This is a genomic window from Peribacillus suis, assembly GCF_059384845.1.
In genome coordinates this window covers 1-16,967 of the sequence record NZ_CM182019.1, presented here as the reverse complement: position 1 = coordinate 16,967, position 16,967 = coordinate 1, and the positions used below count along the sequence as shown (strand labels likewise).

General features: G+C 43.3%; 9 protein-coding genes, 2 tRNA genes and 3 rRNA genes. 1 reads left to right on the top strand and 13 read right to left on the bottom strand.

Annotated elements, in window-relative coordinates; translation table 11 throughout:
• Positions 1–100: 100 nt before the first annotated feature.
• The gene (locus tag AC503W_RS00070; RefSeq protein ID WP_494915647.1) at positions 101–1,084 is read left to right on the top strand and encodes a YaaC family protein; all 984 of its coding nucleotides are present in this window, start codon (positions 101–103) and stop codon (positions 1,082–1,084) included.
• A gap of 70 nt (positions 1,085–1,154) precedes the next feature.
• Here AC503W_RS00070 and rrf read toward each other — a convergent pair.
• The 13 genes from rrf to dnaA all read right to left on the bottom strand — a co-directional run bounded on the left by rrf (position 1,155) and on the right by dnaA (position 16,967).
• A 5S ribosomal RNA gene (gene rrf, locus AC503W_RS00065) occupies positions 1,155–1,270 on the bottom strand.
• A 64-nt stretch (positions 1,271–1,334) separates the two neighbouring features.
• A 23S ribosomal RNA gene (locus AC503W_RS00060) occupies positions 1,335–4,268 on the bottom strand.
• Positions 4,269–4,369: 101 nt separating this feature from the next.
• Positions 4,370–4,445, bottom strand: a tRNA-Ala gene (locus tag AC503W_RS00055).
• A 17-nt stretch (positions 4,446–4,462) separates the two neighbouring features.
• Positions 4,463–4,539: transfer RNA gene (locus AC503W_RS00050), tRNA-Ile, on the bottom strand.
• 113 nt (positions 4,540–4,652) lie between these two features.
• Positions 4,653–6,203: ribosomal RNA gene (locus tag AC503W_RS00045) — 16S ribosomal RNA — on the bottom strand.
• The 16S, 23S and 5S rRNA genes sit together here with 2 tRNA genes alongside, the layout of an rRNA operon.
• A 310-nt stretch (positions 6,204–6,513) precedes the next feature.
• Positions 6,514–7,509 (bottom strand): HD-GYP domain-containing protein, encoded by a 996-nt coding sequence (locus AC503W_RS00040; RefSeq protein WP_402869907.1) that lies wholly within the window; start codon positions 7,507–7,509, stop codon positions 6,514–6,516.
• A 277-nt stretch (positions 7,510–7,786) separates the two neighbouring features.
• Positions 7,787–10,366, bottom strand: coding sequence for a DNA gyrase subunit A (gyrA, locus tag AC503W_RS00035; RefSeq protein ID WP_402869908.1), 2,580 nt, complete (start codon positions 10,364–10,366; stop codon positions 7,787–7,789).
• 95 nt (positions 10,367–10,461) lie between these two features.
• Positions 10,462–12,387 (bottom strand): DNA topoisomerase (ATP-hydrolyzing) subunit B, encoded by a 1,926-nt coding sequence (gene gyrB, locus AC503W_RS00030; RefSeq protein ID WP_402871286.1) that lies wholly within the window; start codon positions 12,385–12,387, stop codon positions 10,462–10,464.
• 73 nt (positions 12,388–12,460) lie between these two features.
• A complete protein-coding gene (remB, locus tag AC503W_RS00025; RefSeq protein ID WP_402869910.1) occupies positions 12,461–12,712 on the bottom strand; it encodes an extracellular matrix regulator RemB in 252 nt (83 codons plus the stop codon).
• A gap of 12 nt (positions 12,713–12,724) precedes the next feature.
• Positions 12,725–13,843 carry a DNA replication/repair protein RecF gene (gene recF / locus AC503W_RS00020; protein ID WP_402869912.1) on the bottom strand — a complete coding sequence of 373 codons (1,119 nt, stop codon included), beginning with the start codon at positions 13,841–13,843 and terminating at the stop codon, positions 12,725–12,727.
• 21 nt (positions 13,844–13,864) lie between these two features.
• Positions 13,865–14,077 carry a S4 domain-containing protein YaaA gene (yaaA, locus tag AC503W_RS00015; RefSeq protein WP_402869913.1) on the bottom strand — a complete coding sequence of 71 codons (213 nt, stop codon included), beginning with the start codon at positions 14,075–14,077 and terminating at the stop codon, positions 13,865–13,867.
• A 212-nt stretch (positions 14,078–14,289) separates the two neighbouring features.
• Entirely contained in the window at positions 14,290–15,426 is a 1,137-nt protein-coding gene (dnaN, locus tag AC503W_RS00010; RefSeq protein ID WP_402869915.1) for a DNA polymerase III subunit beta, read from the bottom strand.
• A gap of 191 nt (positions 15,427–15,617) precedes the next feature.
• The gene (gene dnaA / locus AC503W_RS00005) at positions 15,618–16,967 is read right to left on the bottom strand and encodes a chromosomal replication initiator protein DnaA (protein WP_402869917.1); all 1,350 of its coding nucleotides are present in this window, start codon (positions 16,965–16,967) and stop codon (positions 15,618–15,620) included.

Here is a 16,967-nt window from a genome sequence, read left to right as displayed (position 1 = left end):
CTACTTAAAAATATTATTTGTAGGTTATCAATTGGTTATACTACTGTCAAGATAAGAATGAAATGTTTGATTATTCTATTAATTAAAAGGAGTACTCATTATGCCTGAAAACAATGATAATTTCGATAAATTTACCCACTTTTTTTCGGCTACTTCTTCTCAACTTTTTTTACAAAAACGTTATACGCAAGGAAAAATAGAAGATGCCGAAAAAAAAAGTTATGAAAACTGTTACCCATTCATTTACTATATTGAGCACTCTAAAATCTACTATAACCAATCAGCCAAAGCACCTCTTTGCATACAACCAATCTTATCCTTTTATGGGTTTACCCATTTATTAAAAGCCTGCCTCCTTACCGTTAATCCTAACTATCCGGAGTCTACCTCTTTACTTGCCCATGGAGTCACGACAAGGAAAAGAAAAAAACAGCAATATGATTTTTTAAAGGATGAAGTAAAAACACAGAAGAATGGACTTTTCACTTCGGTTGCCGAAAACTTATTCCATATTAAACATTTGGAAGGGGAGAAGTTTTCGATGGAATCCTTATTGGCAGAAATTCCTGAATTGCAATCGATTGCGTGGACCCATTCCAAAACAAATTTCATCACGCCCGTTTATATCCATGATGGTTTTGAACTACCTTCTTCTATACTCGATAGCTACCAAATGACGGCCGACCGTTTCTTCGAATTCATGAAGGGTAAAACGAAAGAAGTAACTGACTTGAAAGAGATGAAGGGGAAGCTATCATTAAAAGTAGATGGGCCACTCGATATGAATGGGCCATCTCCTATGCGATTCAATATGGAGGCTGAACTTTTTATGCTATCACTCAATAAGAATTCATCGGCTTTTTCACTACCTGAACTCCTGATTCATTATTTAATCTCATACAACCTTAGTATAATAGCTCGTTATGAAACAGAATGGTGGGCAGAACTCCTGAAAACAATGCCGAATGATGATTACCCCTCTATTGTACAGTTCCTTAAAATAAGCCAAGCCAAGATACCTTTGTTAGTCTTCGAATGGCTAAACCTGGAAGTCTTGGTCGGTGAAATTCCTGAAAGATCATAAGTCACTAGGGGCATACACCCCTTTTTTGCACACAAAAAAAGGCCAAGCCTAATGGCTGACCTTTAAAATGGCTTGGCGGCGTCCTACTCTCACAGGGGGAAACCCCCAACTACCATCGGCGCTGAAGAGCTTAACTGCCGTGTTCGGAATGGGAACGGGTGTGACCTCTTCGCTATCGCCACCAAACATATCAGGAACGTTGTTCCTTCAAAACTAGATAATATCAGAAGGTGTTCATCTTTTTAAAGCGTTGGTTAAGTCCTCGATCTATTAGTATCAGTCAGCTCCACATGTCGCCACGCTTCCACCTCTGACCTATCAACCTGATCATCTTTCAGGGATCTTACTAGCTTGCGCCATGGGAAATCTCATCTTGAGGGGGGCTTCATGCTTAGATGCTTTCAGCACTTATCCCTTCCGCACGTAGCTACCCAGCTATGCCTTTGGCAAGACAACTGGTACACCAGCGGTGCGTCCATCCCGGTCCTCTCGTACTAAGGACAGCTCCTCTCAAATTTCCTGCGCCCGCGACGGATAGGGACCGAACTGTCTCACGACGTTCTGAACCCAGCTCGCGTACCGCTTTAATGGGCGAACAGCCCAACCCTTGGGACCGACTACAGCCCCAGGATGCGATGAGCCGACATCGAGGTGCCAAACCTCCCCGTCGATGTGGACTCTTGGGGGAGATAAGCCTGTTATCCCCGGGGTAGCTTTTATCCGTTGAGCGATGGCCCTTCCATGCGGAACCACCGGATCACTAAGCCCGACTTTCGTCCCTGCTCGACTTGTAGGTCTCGCAGTCAAGCTCCCTTGTGCCTTTACACTCTGCGAATGATTTCCAACCATTCTGAGGGAACCTTTGGGCGCCTCCGTTACTCTTTAGGAGGCGACCGCCCCAGTCAAACTGCCCACCTGACACTGTCTCCCACCCCGATAAGGGGCGCGGGTTAGAATTTCAATACAGCCAGGGTAGTATCCCACCAACGCCTCCACCGAAGCTAGCGCTCCGGCTTCTCAGGCTCCTACCTATCCTGTACAAGCTGTAACAAAATTCAATATCAGGCTGCAGTAAAGCTCCACGGGGTCTTTCCGTCCTGTCGCGGGTAACCTGCATCTTCACAGGTACTATAATTTCACCGAGTCTCTCGTTGAGACAGTGCCCAGATCGTTACACCTTTCGTGCGGGTCGGAACTTACCCGACAAGGAATTTCGCTACCTTAGGACCGTTATAGTTACGGCCGCCGTTTACTGGGGCTTCGGTTCAAAGCTTCGCTTGCGCTAACCTCTCCCCTTAACCTTCCAGCACCGGGCAGGTGTCAGCCCCTATACTTCGCCTTGCGGCTTCGCAGAGACCTGTGTTTTTGCTAAACAGTCGCCTGGGCCTATTCACTGCGGCTTTTCTGGGCTATTCACCCTAAAAAGCACCCCTTCTCCCGAAGTTACGGGGTCATTTTGCCGAGTTCCTTAACGAGAGTTCTCTCGCACACCTTAGGATTCTCTCCTCGCCTACCTGTGTCGGTTTGCGGTACGGGCACCTTACATCTCACTAGAGGCTTTTCTTGGCAGTGTGGAATCAGGAACTTCGGTACTATATTTCCCTCGCCATCACAGCTCCGCCTTAATGGAAACGGGATTTGCCTCGTTTCCGGCCTAACTGCTTGGACGCGCATATCCAACAGCGCGCTTACCCTATCCTTCTGCGTCCCCCCATCGTTCAAACGATGTATAGGTGGTACAGGAATATCAACCTGTTGTCCATCGCCTACGCCTTTCGGCCTCGGCTTAGGTCCCGACTAACCCTGAGCGGACGAGCCTTCCTCAGGAAACCTTAGGCATTCGGTGGAAGGGATTCTCACCCTTCTTTCGCTACTCATACCGGCATTCTCACTTCTAAGCGCTCCACCAGTCCTTACGGTCTGACTTCAACGCCCTTAGAACGCTCTCCTACCATCGACACCATACGGTGTCAATCCACAGCTTCGGTGATACGTTTAGCCCCGGTACATTTTCGGCGCGGAGTCACTCGACCAGTGAGCTATTACGCACTCTTTAAATGGTGGCTGCTTCTGAGCCAACATCCTGGTTGTCTAAGCAACTCCACATCCTTTTCCACTTAACGTATACTTTGGGACCTTAGCTGGTGGTCTGGGCTGTTTCCCTTTCGACTACGGATCTTATCACTCGCAGTCTGACTCCCAAGAATAAGTATTTGGCATTCGGAGTTTGACTGAATTCGGTAACCCGTTGGGGGCCCCTAGTCCAATCAGTGCTCTACCTCCAATACTCTCATCTTGAGGCTAGCCCTAAAGCTATTTCGGAGAGAACCAGCTATCTCCAGGTTCGATTGGAATTTCTCCGCTACCCACACCTCATCCCCGCACTTTTCAACGTGCGTGGGTTCGGGCCTCCATTCAGTGTTACCTGAACTTCACCCTGGACATGGGTAGATCACCTGGTTTCGGGTCTACGACCTCATACTCATTCGCCCTATTCAGACTCGCTTTCGCTGCGGCTCCGTCTTATCAACTTAACCTCGCATGAAATCGTAACTCGCCGGTTCATTCTACAAAAGGCACGCCATTACCCATTAACGGGCTTTGACTACTTGTAGGCACACGGTTTCAGGATCTATTTCACTCCCCTTCCGGGGTGCTTTTCACCTTTCCCTCACGGTACTGGTTCACTATCGGTCACTAGGTAGTATTTAGCCTTGGGAGATGGTCCTCCCTGCTTCCGACGGGATTTCTCGTGTCCCGCCGTACTCAGGATCCACTCAGGAGGGAACGAAGTTTCAACTACAGGGTTTTTACCTTCTTTGACGGACCTTTCCAGGTCACTTCATTTACCCCGTTCCTTTGTAACTCCATATTGAGTGTCCTACAACCCCAAGAGGCAAGCCTCTTGGTTTGGGCTACATTCCGTTTCGCTCGCCGCTACTCAGGAAATCGCTATTGCTTTCTCTTCCTCCGGGTACTTAGATGTTTCAGTTCCCCGGGTCTGCCTTCAATACCCTATGTATTCAGGTAGAGATACTGTTCCATTACGAACAGTGGGTTTCCCCATTCGGAAATCTCCGGATCAAAGCTTACTTACAGCTCCCCGAAGCATATCGGTGTTAGTCCCGTCCTTCATCGGCTCCTAGTGCCAAGGCATCCACCGTGCGCCCTTTCTAACTTAACCGTTAAAAAGATCTTACTGATGCTTTGAAAAAAATTAATTGCCTTCTATCTATTATCTAGTTTTCAAGGAACAAGTGTCTCAATCACAAAGTGATTGAATATTGGTGGAGCCTAGCGGGATCGAACCGCTGACCTCCTGCGTGCAAGGCAGGCGCTCTCCCAGCTGAGCTAAGGCCCCATTTAAAAGGGAATGAATGGTGGGCCTAAATGGACTCGAACCATCGACCTCACGCTTATCAGGCGTGCGCTCTAACCAGCTGAGCTATAGGCCCATTCACATAAAATAATAAGCTTCTGCTTTCCAAGCTTATTGTGGGATATTATTTAGGAATGAATTACTCATTCAAAACTGAACAAAACAAAAGCGCTCTCGTATTATCCTTAGAAAGGAGGTGATCCAGCCGCACCTTCCGATACGGCTACCTTGTTACGACTTCACCCCAATCATCTGTCCCACCTTAGGCGGCTGGCTCCATAAAGGTTACCTCACCGACTTCGGGTGTTACAAACTCTCGTGGTGTGACGGGCGGTGTGTACAAGGCCCGGGAACGTATTCACCGCGGCATGCTGATCCGCGATTACTAGCGATTCCGGCTTCATGCAGGCGAGTTGCAGCCTACAATCCGAACTGAGAATGGCTTTATGGGATTCGCTTACCTTCGCAGGTTTGCAGCCCTTTGTACCATCCATTGTAGCACGTGTGTAGCCCAGGTCATAAGGGGCATGATGATTTGACGTCATCCCCACCTTCCTCCGGTTTGTCACCGGCAGTCACCTTAGAGTGCCCAACTGAATGCTGGCAACTAAGATCAAGGGTTGCGCTCGTTGCGGGACTTAACCCAACATCTCACGACACGAGCTGACGACAACCATGCACCACCTGTCACTCTGTCCCCCGAAGGGGAACGTCCTATCTCTAGGAGTGTCAGAGGATGTCAAGACCTGGTAAGGTTCTTCGCGTTGCTTCGAATTAAACCACATGCTCCACCGCTTGTGCGGGCCCCCGTCAATTCCTTTGAGTTTCAACCTTGCGGTCGTACTCCCCAGGCGGAGTGCTTAATGCGTTAGCTGCAGCACTAAAGGGCGGAAACCCTCTAACACTTAGCACTCATCGTTTACGGCGTGGACTACCAGGGTATCTAATCCTGTTTGCTCCCCACGCTTTCGCGCCTCAGTGTCAGTTACAGACCAGAAAGTCGCCTTCGCCACTGGTGTTCCTCCAAATCTCTACGCATTTCACCGCTACACTTGGAATTCCACTTTCCTCTTCTGCACTCAAGTTCCCCAGTTTCCAATGACCCTCCACGGTTGAGCCGTGGGCTTTCACATCAGACTTAAAGAACCACCTGCGCGCGCTTTACGCCCAATAATTCCGGACAACGCTTGCCACCTACGTATTACCGCGGCTGCTGGCACGTAGTTAGCCGTGGCTTTCTGGTTAGGTACCGTCAAGGTACCAGCAGTTACTCTGGTACTTGTTCTTCCCTAACAACAGAACTTTACGACCCGAAGGCCTTCTTCGTTCACGCGGCGTTGCTCCGTCAGACTTTCGTCCATTGCGGAAGATTCCCTACTGCTGCCTCCCGTAGGAGTCTGGGCCGTGTCTCAGTCCCAGTGTGGCCGATCACCCTCTCAGGTCGGCTACGCATCGTCGCCTTGGTGAGCCATTACCTCACCAACTAGCTAATGCGCCGCGGGCCCATCTATAAGTGACAGCCGAAACCGTCTTTCCATCTTCTCTCATGCGAGAAAAGAACATATCCGGTATTAGCTCCGGTTTCCCGAAGTTATCCCAGTCTTATAGGCAGGTTGCCCACGTGTTACTCACCCGTCCGCCGCTAATCTCAGGGAGCAAGCTCCCATCGATTCGCTCGACTTGCATGTATTAGGCACGCCGCCAGCGTTCGTCCTGAGCCAGGATCAAACTCTCCGAAGAAATGTTTGACTTGCTCATTTTGCTTTTTTATAGTGTGTGCTCACTCAAAATTTACGTTGGCGCTTTGTTTTGTTCAGTTTTCAAAGAGCAATTATTCAATCGCCCTGAAGCGACTTTAATAATATATCAAATATATTATTTGTTGTCAACAACTTTTTATTAACTCGCTGTCGACTTAATTAGTATATCTATTATCGCTACTAATTGCAAGTGTTATTTTAAAATAAAATAAAATGACCAATAGGTTCACCTTGAATCGTCACCCTTTTATAAGGAGGCTTACTAATTAATCTAGTAAGCTACCCATAAATTATAGGATTTCCTCTATATATATTTCCCTATTGGATCCCAAATCAATTATATCACCATTATCATATAAACGAACCAGTGGCCTAGTTTGTGAATTAGCATTTATGAACATGATCTCAGCTATGGAACCATCATTTAATTTGACTTTGGTCCCAACCGCAAAACTGGAGAAGCAAGCTAAAAGCGCTTGAACGACCGTAATGTCAAATTGGCCAAAACTATCATGGAGAATCATTTCCACTACTTTGAACGGCGGCTGTTTCTTTCTATAGACTCTTTCGGATGTCATTGCATGAAAAACATCCGCCACTGCTATTATTTTCGAGAATAGATGCATAGTTTTCGCTCTCATCTTGTGAGGATACCCGCTCCCATCCAACCTCCCGTGATGCTCTAGTACTGCTAGCTTCACGCTATCCGTAATGATTGAACTATCTTTAATCATTTGATAACTGGAAATGGGGTGATTCTGGACCTCTTCATTCTCTTCCAAAGACAAGCTTGTGGCTTTATTGAAAATGCTGGGGGGGAGTTTGGCCATCCCACAGTCAGCCAAGCACCCACCAAGAGCTACTTGGTAGATATCAGCTAACTCACATTTCATTTTAAACGCGATGAGTGCTCCTATTAAGCCAGTTGATATAGCATGGTGATAGATATAATCTTCTTTATTGCTGTAATGATGAAGCTTCAGGATAGCACTAGGTTCTTCCAATGCTTTAACCACTAGAGGGATAAGAGACGACCGAATGATGGCCACTTCGACTTTACTACCTGCCTGCCAATTTTTAAAAAGCTGCTTATAGGTTTGGACAGTTTTTAAATAGTGGGTGATGAAGTCGGAGGAATCTTCTGTATCGTCTAGTTCCTTATCAATGATTTCCTTCGGGATAAATCTTTCTCCGTCAATCAACATCTTTTCAACACTAACTTCTTGTATTAAGAAGACTTTCAAGACTTCTATCAATTCAGAAGTCAATATCGTTTTCTTGTTCATGATAGGGTGGCCCATGTATCCCTTAATATCTTTTGAAAGTATGCAACCTTCTACTAAAAAGTCGGTTTTCACCAGCAAAACTGTTCACCTCTGTAACAGTTATTTAACACAGACTATTTTACTAGAAATTTACGGAGATATCCATCTTTTTATGATAAATTACCCATTAATCATTCAATGATTCAAAAAATAAGTTAGGCATTTATAACCACATTGGTGTATGTACAACAAAAAAAGGCCCAGCTAAATTAGCCTGGGTCCCCTTTGCTACACCTTTTTATTCTTCCGTATCTGTATCTGTATCTACATCTATTTCAGTTTCATCGTTCACTGCAGTTTCACCAGCGTCTTGAACTGACTCCTCAACAGGAGCATCTTCATCGATGCCTTCTACTGGTTCAAGAAGTTCTTCTTCTTCCTCTTCACGTCCAACGATAGCCACAGTCGAAACATATTCATTTTCCGAAGACTCAAGACGGATAAGCTTAACACCCTGTGTATTACGACCTGTCTTAGAAATTCCTTCAACTTCCATTCGGATCAATACACCGGCAGCTGTAATCAGCATCAAGTCTTCTTCTTCCCCTGTAACGGTTTTCACGGCAACAAGCTCACCGTTTTTCTCTGTGACATTACAAGTTTTGATACCTTTACCACCACGGCTTTGGATACGGTATTCCTCAGCGTTTGTCCGCTTTCCATAACCATTTTTCGTAACAATCAGTACTTCTTCATCTTCTTCCAAAATCTCCATGCCGATTACTTCATCGGAGGCTCTTAAGGAAATCCCTTTTACCCCAGCAGCTGTACGTCCCATTGTACGGACATCGGTTTCTGGGAAACGAATCATCATTCCCGCTTTAGTACCGATGATAATTTGCTTTTCTCCATTCGTGAGTCGAACCGAAATCAGTTCATCATCTTCACGGAGACCTACAGCTATCAATCCATTATTTCGGATATTAGCGAAGGATGACAACGGTGTACGCTTAGATATACCGTGTCTTGTTGTGAAGAACAAGTACCAATCATTAGTGAATTCCCTCACTGGAATGATTGCATTGACCCATTCTCCTTTATCAACTTCTAACAGATTGATAAGAGGGAGCCCTTTTGCTGTCCGTCCATATTCAGGTATTTCATATCCTTTAGAACGATAGACTTTCCCTTTATTGGTGAAGAATAATAATGTATCGTGAGTCGATGTCGTTAACAGATGATCGACAAAGTCGTCAGCATTTGTACCCATACCTTGTATGCCTCGCCCTCCACGTTTTTGACTACGATACGTAGTGGCAGGTAACCTTTTGATATATCCATTATGCGTTAGGGTCACGATAATATTTTCTTCAGGGATTAAATCCTCATCTTCCAGACTTTCAAAGCCTACTAATGTAATTTCAGTTCTCCTCTTATCATTGAAACGCTCTTTTATTTCTAGAAGCTCTTCACGAATGATTTCAAGAACCTTCTCTTCATTGGCCAAGACCGCTTTGAATTCTGCGATCAATGCCATCAAGGCTTGATACTCTTCTTCAATTTTTTCTCGTTCCAAACCAGTTAAGCGTTGTAAACGCATATCCAAAATAGCTTGGGCTTGCTTTTCTGAAAGCGAGAATTGAGTCATTAACCCTTCTCTAGCTATTTCAGTAGTCTGTGAACCACGGATTAATGCAATGACTGCATCCAAATTATCAAGTGCTACTCGTAATCCCTCTAGTATATGGGCCCGAGCTTCCGCTTTACGCAGTTCAAATTCCGTTCTACGACGAATGACAATCTTTTGATGTTCCAAGTAATGATACAGGCATTCCTTCAAGTTCAAGACCTTAGGCTGACCGTTTACCAAAGCAAGCAGGTTAATTCCAAAAGTCGTTTGCATGGCAGTATGTTTGTATAAATTATTTAGGAGGACATTCGCATTTACGTCTTTCCTAAGCTCCATGACAATTCTCATACCGTTACGATCCGACTCATCCCGTAGATCGGTTATGCCTTCAATCCTCTTATCCCGAGCAAGCTCGGCAATTTTTTCTATCAATCTTGCCTTGTTCACTTGATAAGGGATTTCCTTAACGATAATGACTTGTTTACCATTGGATTTCTCTTCGATTTCAACTCTAGCACGTTGAATGATTGAACCTTTTCCTGTTTCATAGGCTTTCCTGATACCACTCCGGCCTAATATAAGCCCTGCAGTCGGGAAATCGGGTCCAGGAATGTGTTCCATCAACTCTGGAATCGTAATTTCTGGATTTTTACTTAATGCCAATACGCCATCAATTACCTCGCCTAATTGGTGAGGAGGGATATTGGTTGCCATTCCGACAGCTATCCCTGAAGAACCATTCACTAATAAGTTTGGGAAACGAGCCGGCATAACAGCAGGCTCTCTTTCCGAACCATCATAGTTATCTTGGAAGCTAACTGTATCTTTGTTTAAATCACGAAGCAATTCCATCGATATTTTCGACATCCTTGCTTCCGTATACCTCATTGCAGCCGCTTGGTCACCATCGACAGATCCGAAGTTCCCATGACCGTCGACAAGCATATAACGATAGTTAAAGGGCTGCGCCATCCGGACCATCGTTTCATACACAGCAGAATCACCATGAGGATGATACTTACCGATTACTTCACCTACAATACGGGCTGATTTTTTAAATGGTTTATCCGACGTCATCCCAAGATCATTCATTGCATAAAGAATTCTCCGGTGCACCGGTTTCAAGCCATCCCTTACATCAGGCAAAGCCCGAGCTACAATAACACTCATGGCATAATCCAAAAAGGACGTCCGCATTTCCTTGCTTATATTTATCTCTTGCACACCTGATCTTTCTATTTCTGACATGGAGCCAACCTCCTTTATAAAGCTTATACTTTCATTTTTGGATCGGGTCGTGAACTATGTAAAGAACAGGATATAAGATCATCCTGTTAAACAAATTAAATATCTAGATTTTTTACATAAATCGCGTTTTCTTCAATGAAATTTCGACGTGGTTCAACCTTATCCCCCATGAGCATCTCGAACGTTTCATCCGCTTCAACGGCATCTTTTAAACTAACCTGAAGCAACGTTCTCGTGTCAGGGCTCATGGTCGTATCCCATAGTTGTTCTGGATTCATTTCCCCCAGCCCTTTATAGCGCTGTAGGTTAGGCTTCGGTGTGCTTGGAAGGCTTGCCATTATTGTTTCAAGCTCCCGGTCATTATAGGCATAATCCACCTTTTTCCCCTGTTGAATCTTGAAAAGAGGTGGCTGGGCGATATAGATATAACCATATTCGATGATTTTTCTCATATAGCGGTAGAAGAATGTCAGCATCAACGTTCTAATATGGGCACCATCTACATCCGCATCGGTCATGATGACAATTTTATGATATCTTGCCTTTTCAATATTGAATTCATCGCCAATACCCGTTCCAAGTGCAGTAATAATCGTACCAATCTCCTCATTATGAAGAATTCGATCCAATCGCGCTTTTTCAACGTTTAAAATTTTACCCCGTAGTGGCAAAATAGCTTGGAAGTGGCGGTCACGGCCTTGTTTGGCAGATCCTCCGGCAGAGTTTCCTTCCACGATGTACAATTCGCTGATACTAGGATCCTTGGACGAACAATCCGCCAGTTTACCCGGTAGATTGGAGACTTCCAATGCACTTTTTCTTCTTGTTAACTCACGTGCTTTCTTGGCAGCCATTCTTGCCCTTGCAGCCATAAGCCCTTTATCTATGATTTTTCTGGCGACTGCAGGGTTTTCGTATAAGAAGGAATCCAACCTTTCGGAAAGAATGGAATCCGTTACAGTCCTGACTTCAGAGTTCCCCAGTTTTGTTTTCGTTTGCCCTTCGAATTGGGGCTCAGGGTGCTTAATCGATATGATTGCGGTTAATCCTTCACGCACATCTTCACCAGAGAAATTATTATCCGCTTCCTTCAAAAGTCCGTTTTTCCTAGCGTAATCATTGATTACGCGGGTCAACGCAGTCTTGAAACCTGATTCATGCGTACCGCCTTCATAGGTATGAATATTATTGGCAAAAGAAAAAAGGTTACTAATATAGCTATCATTGTATTGAAGAGCTAACTCGATAGAAATGCCATCTTTTTCACCTTCCATGAAAATGGGTTCTTCATGGAGTACTTCTTTAGAACGGTTCAAATGCTCTACATATGACTTAATTCCACCTTCATAGTGGAATTCCTTGATTTTTTCCTCTTCTTCACGCTTATCTTCAATGATCAGCTTCAATCCTTTATTTAGGAAAGCGAGCTCTCGGATACGAGTTGCCAGCGTATCAAAATCATATTCTATGGATTCCGTGAATATTTCCTTATCCGGAACAAAGTGGACCGTTGTACCCGTATGGTCAGTTTCTCCGATAACCTTTAGGTCCTCTTTAGGTACACCGCGATTAAATTGTTGATAGTGTATTTTTCCGTCACGATGAACAAATACTTCTAACACTGTCGATAGGGCATTTACGACTGAGGCACCTACACCATGCAGACCTCCGGAAACCTTATAGCCTCCGCCGCCGAACTTCCCGCCAGCATGAAGTACAGTCATGATTACTTCTACTGCAGGACGACCCATTTTTTCATGTATACCCACTGGTATACCACGACCATTATCGACAACAGTAATACTGTTGTCCTTTTCAATTGTCACTTTTATTTCATCACAAAAACCTGCTAGCGCTTCATCAATACTATTATCGACAATTTCCCAAACAAGATGGTGAAGTCCTTTTGCAGATGTGGTACCGATATACATGCCGGGACGCTTACGTACTGCTTCTAAGCCTTCTAAAACCTGTATCTGATTCTCATCGTATGCCTGAGCTTGTACTTCTTTTTGTTCCATTGTCATACGTATCCACCTACACTTTTCTTTTGGCATTTATCACTTTAAAGGATAACAATAATCTATAGAGCATTTATTCATCGATTAAGGAAGGTGACTGCAGCGAGCGTTTTTTCAGGGTGACCGAGGCAAGCGGTGAATAATAGACCTGCTTTTCTGTCACTACAATCGATTTAATCGAGTTTTTTGTTAAATGAGAGATCACATCTACCCTTTTCTCCAAGAATTCATCGATTATGGGAGAGGAGTGAAGCATCTTTTTATCTAAAATAGCTATGATATCATCCGTTTTCACAAGAATATCCTCACCAATATGGAGATACATGCTTTCACCTCGTTATTTAAGCTTTTTTATACTTCCTTGACTCACATAAAAGGTGGACGCTTCTCTGAGGGTTTGATGATCGATTCCATCGATAGAAGGTGTCGTCACAAACGTCTGCACTTTTCCTTGTATCGTATTTAGTAAATGAGTTTGACGATAATCGTCAAGTTCCGATAACACATCATCCAATAGTAAAATCGGATACTCACCGATTTCCTCATGAATCAATTCAATTTCAGCAAGTTTCAAAGATAACGCAGTCGTACGCTGCTGTCCCTGGGAACCATAGGTCTGGACATCACGATCATTTACATAAAAAGTCAAATCATCCCGGTGAGGTCCTATCAAGGTTACACCCCGCTCAATTTCTCTTGCCTTTATTTTATCAAATTTTTCTGTGTATACTTCTATTATTTTCGTCAAATTCATGGATTCTGATACATCAAGCGACGGCTTATATTGGATTTTCAATACTTCTAGATTCCTGGAGATCCCTGAATGAATCGGCTCTGCCCATTGCTGAAGCTTAGAAAGAAAGTGAAACCTTCTTTCGACAATTTTCGCTGCATACTGAATAATCTGGTCAGTTAATACATCAAGCATCGCCTCGTCCTTTTGTTTACGGGTCTGCAGAAGCTTTAAGTAATGATTTCTTTGTTGAAGTATTTTATGATATTGGCTCATATCATGAAGGTATACAGGAGAAACCTGGCCAATTTCCATATCTATAAAACGGCGTCTGACTTGAGGACTTCCCTTTACGAGATTCAAGTCCTCAGGAGCAAACATGACCACATTCATATTGCCGACATACTGACTTAATTTTCTCTGTTCAATATGGTTGCACTTCGCCTTTTTACCCTTTTTCGAAATGGTCAGCTCAAGTGGGATTGATGTATTTCTCTTTCTTACTCTGCCTTCTATTTTAGCATACTCTTCATCCCAGCGAATAAGTTCTTTGTCATTTGAGGTACGGTGGGATTTTGCCATTGCTAATACGAAAATGGATTCCATTACATTTGTTTTTCCTTGGGCATTTTCCCCAAGGATTACATTGACCTTATTTTCAAAGGTAAGGTCTAATTCGGTATAGTTGCGGTAGTTTTTCAAACTTATTTTTTCAATGTACATAATCCGCTCTTCCCTTATGTTTTAGCTTGTTATTGTGAAGGTGCCGAATTCAGGGATTTCGATTTTATCGCCTGACCGTAACTTTCTGCCTCGTCTCACATCTAATTCGCCGTTGATGAAAACCTCATATTCGCTTAAAAACCATTTTGACATGCCGCCGCTTTGAATTAAATCGGCCAACTTCAAGAATTGTCCTAGCGTAATATATTCCGTGCTTATTTTTATTGAGTCCATTAGGTGCCTCACTCATTTCTAAGTAGTCTTTAATACTTTATTTTACTAAATAAATTGGATTAAGACAAAGTATAGCTTTTGCTTATCCTTTATTTAACAGATTGTACCTTCTTTGCATAGGTTGCAGTCTTGGCTAATCCTTGTCTCCCCATACATTTGGGCTAAAAAATTAAAGACCCGGTAGCAGGTCTTTAATTTTGTGAAATATTATTTTAGTAAGTTCTTACTGGCAGGATTAATTGGAGCATTGATTCATCATGTAACGGTCGGATGACAAATGGACGCATAGCACCAGTAAAGTTTATTTTGATATCGGATCCTTCTAATGCCTTTAATGCATCCATGACAAATTTTGCACTGAAGGATATTTTCAAGTCTTCCCCTTCGATGGCTTCAGCTTGTACTTCCTCGCTCACTTTACCTATTTCTGGTGTATTGGAAGACACTTCGATGATGCGACCCTCTATGGTTGTTAGTTTAACCACATTATTTCTTCCCTCTCGAGCTAATAAAGATGCCCGATCAATCGCTTGCAGGAAGTCTTTTGTATGGACTGTCACATCCGTTTTGCTATCGGTTGGAATCAATCGGGAAGTGTCCGGGTAGTTTCCTTCAAGTAGACGTGAGAAGAACAATAGGTTTTCTGCTTTGAATAAGACTTGGTTATCCGTGATGACGATTTCTATAAGTTCATTCGTATCATCCAGAATCTTACTTAACTCGCTTAGGCTTTTCCCTGGAATGACGACACTATAAGCTCCGTTAATCTTGTTCTCAATTTTAGCTGTCCTCATGGCCAATCTATGGCTATCTGTTGCAATACAGGTTAATTCGTCATCCTGAACCTTCAAGTTTACACCTGTTAAGATAGGTCGTGTTTCTGAGGTGGACACTGCAAACCCGGTTTGACGAATCAGTGTTTTTAAAAGATCCGTTGGAAGTTTGAAGATATTTTCTTCTTCAATGATCGGTAAATGAGGATATTCTTCTGGATCTAATCCATTTAAGTTAAATTCAGCTTTACCAGACCGGATGATCGTTTGAAAATTATTTTGGACCTCGATTTCTACTGTATCCATCGGTAGTTTTTTGACGATTTCACTGAAAAAGCGTGCATTAAGGACAATTCCACCGCTGCTTTTAACTTCGACGATTTCATCACCATCTACTTCAGCTGGAATAAATGACTGTATGGAAATATCCGAGTCACTTCCTGTTAAGGTAACTCCTTCTGTTGTCACACTTATTTTTATCCCCGTTAAAATAGGAATCGTCGTTCTCGATGTGATAGCTTTCATTACTTCTTGGACACTATGAACTAATCGATCTCTTTGAATTACGAATCTCATGTTCCATCCTCCAATTTTAATTGCCTAAATGGCATATTTATTAATAATTTTATTTAAAAAAGATAGTAGTAATAGTAGTAGGGCTTGTGGATATGTGGATAACCCGGTTGAAGCTAAGATAAAACAGTCTATCCACATGTGGACAGACTGTGTGTAAGTAGTCATCAGTTATACACATTATCCAGAATCTATTATACCTTCAATTGATCCTGGATTTCCTTGACCTGACGTTGCAGCTGGGTATCCGTTTGCATAAGTTTCGAGATTTTTTCATGGGCATGGATAACGGTCGTATGGTCTCGCCCTCCGAATTCATCGCCTATTTTAGGAAGCGAAAAGTCGGTCATTTCCCGGGAGAGGTACATAGCAATCTGTCTTGGAAAAGCTACGGATTTAGTCCTCTTTTTCGCTTTGAAGTCCTCAAGTTTTACGCTGTAATGCTCACCGACCGTTTTTTGAATTTCCAAGATCGTGATTATTTTAGGTTTTGAGCTTGGAATGATGTCTTTCAAAGCCTCAGCAGCTAAATCAGCATTAATATCTTTATTGATCAGCGAAGAATAGGCGACAACACGAATAAGTGCACCTTCAAGCTCCCTGATGTTCGAATCGATTTGGTTGGCTATATAAAGCATTACTTCATTCGGAATATCGAGTCCTTCCGCCTTGGCCTTTTTACGTAAAATGGCAATCCTCGTTTCTAAGTCAGGTGGCGTAATATCCGTAATCAAGCCCCATTCAAAGCGGGAACGGAGACGATCTTCAAGTGTTGGAATCTCTTTGGGTGGACGATCACTCGAGATGACGATCTGTTTACTTTCTTCATGCAAGGCATTGAATGTATGGAAAAACTCTTCTTGAGTTTGTTCTTTTCCTGCTAGGAATTGAATATCATCAATTAATAAAACATCTACCGTACGATATCTATCACGAAATTCCCCGGCCTTATTATCCCGGATCGAATTGATGAATTCATTCGTGAATTTTTCAGAGGATAGATAAACGACTTTTGCCTTTGGATTATGCTCAAGTACGTAATGACCAATGGCATGCATTAAATGAGTCTTACCAAGCCCTACTCCTCCATATATAAACAACGGGTTATAGGCTTTGGCGGGTGCTTCTGCGACAGCGAGAGACGCAGCATGGGCAAAACGATTGCCGGAGCCAATGACAAACGTATCGAAGGTATTTTTCGAGTTAAGCATATGCTGTGGAAATGGATTGTTTTCCTTATCCTGTTTTTTTATCTTTTTAGGCTGAACGGGAGCGGAAAAGTCATCATCTTCCTGATTGGGCGGAATAATGAACTTCGCTTCCAATTCTTCGCCGGTCAGTTCGAATAAAACATCAGAAATAAGGTGAGAATAACGTTCCTCAAGCCAATCCCTAGCAAATTCATTGGGAGCGGTGACTGTTAAGATGTCACCTTGAAGTAAATAAGCTTTAGTTGATTTAAGCCAAGTTTCAAAGCTTGGTTTACTGATCTTTTTCTCAATTTTTCCGAGTGCCTGATTCCAGAGGCTATCGATGTTATCCAA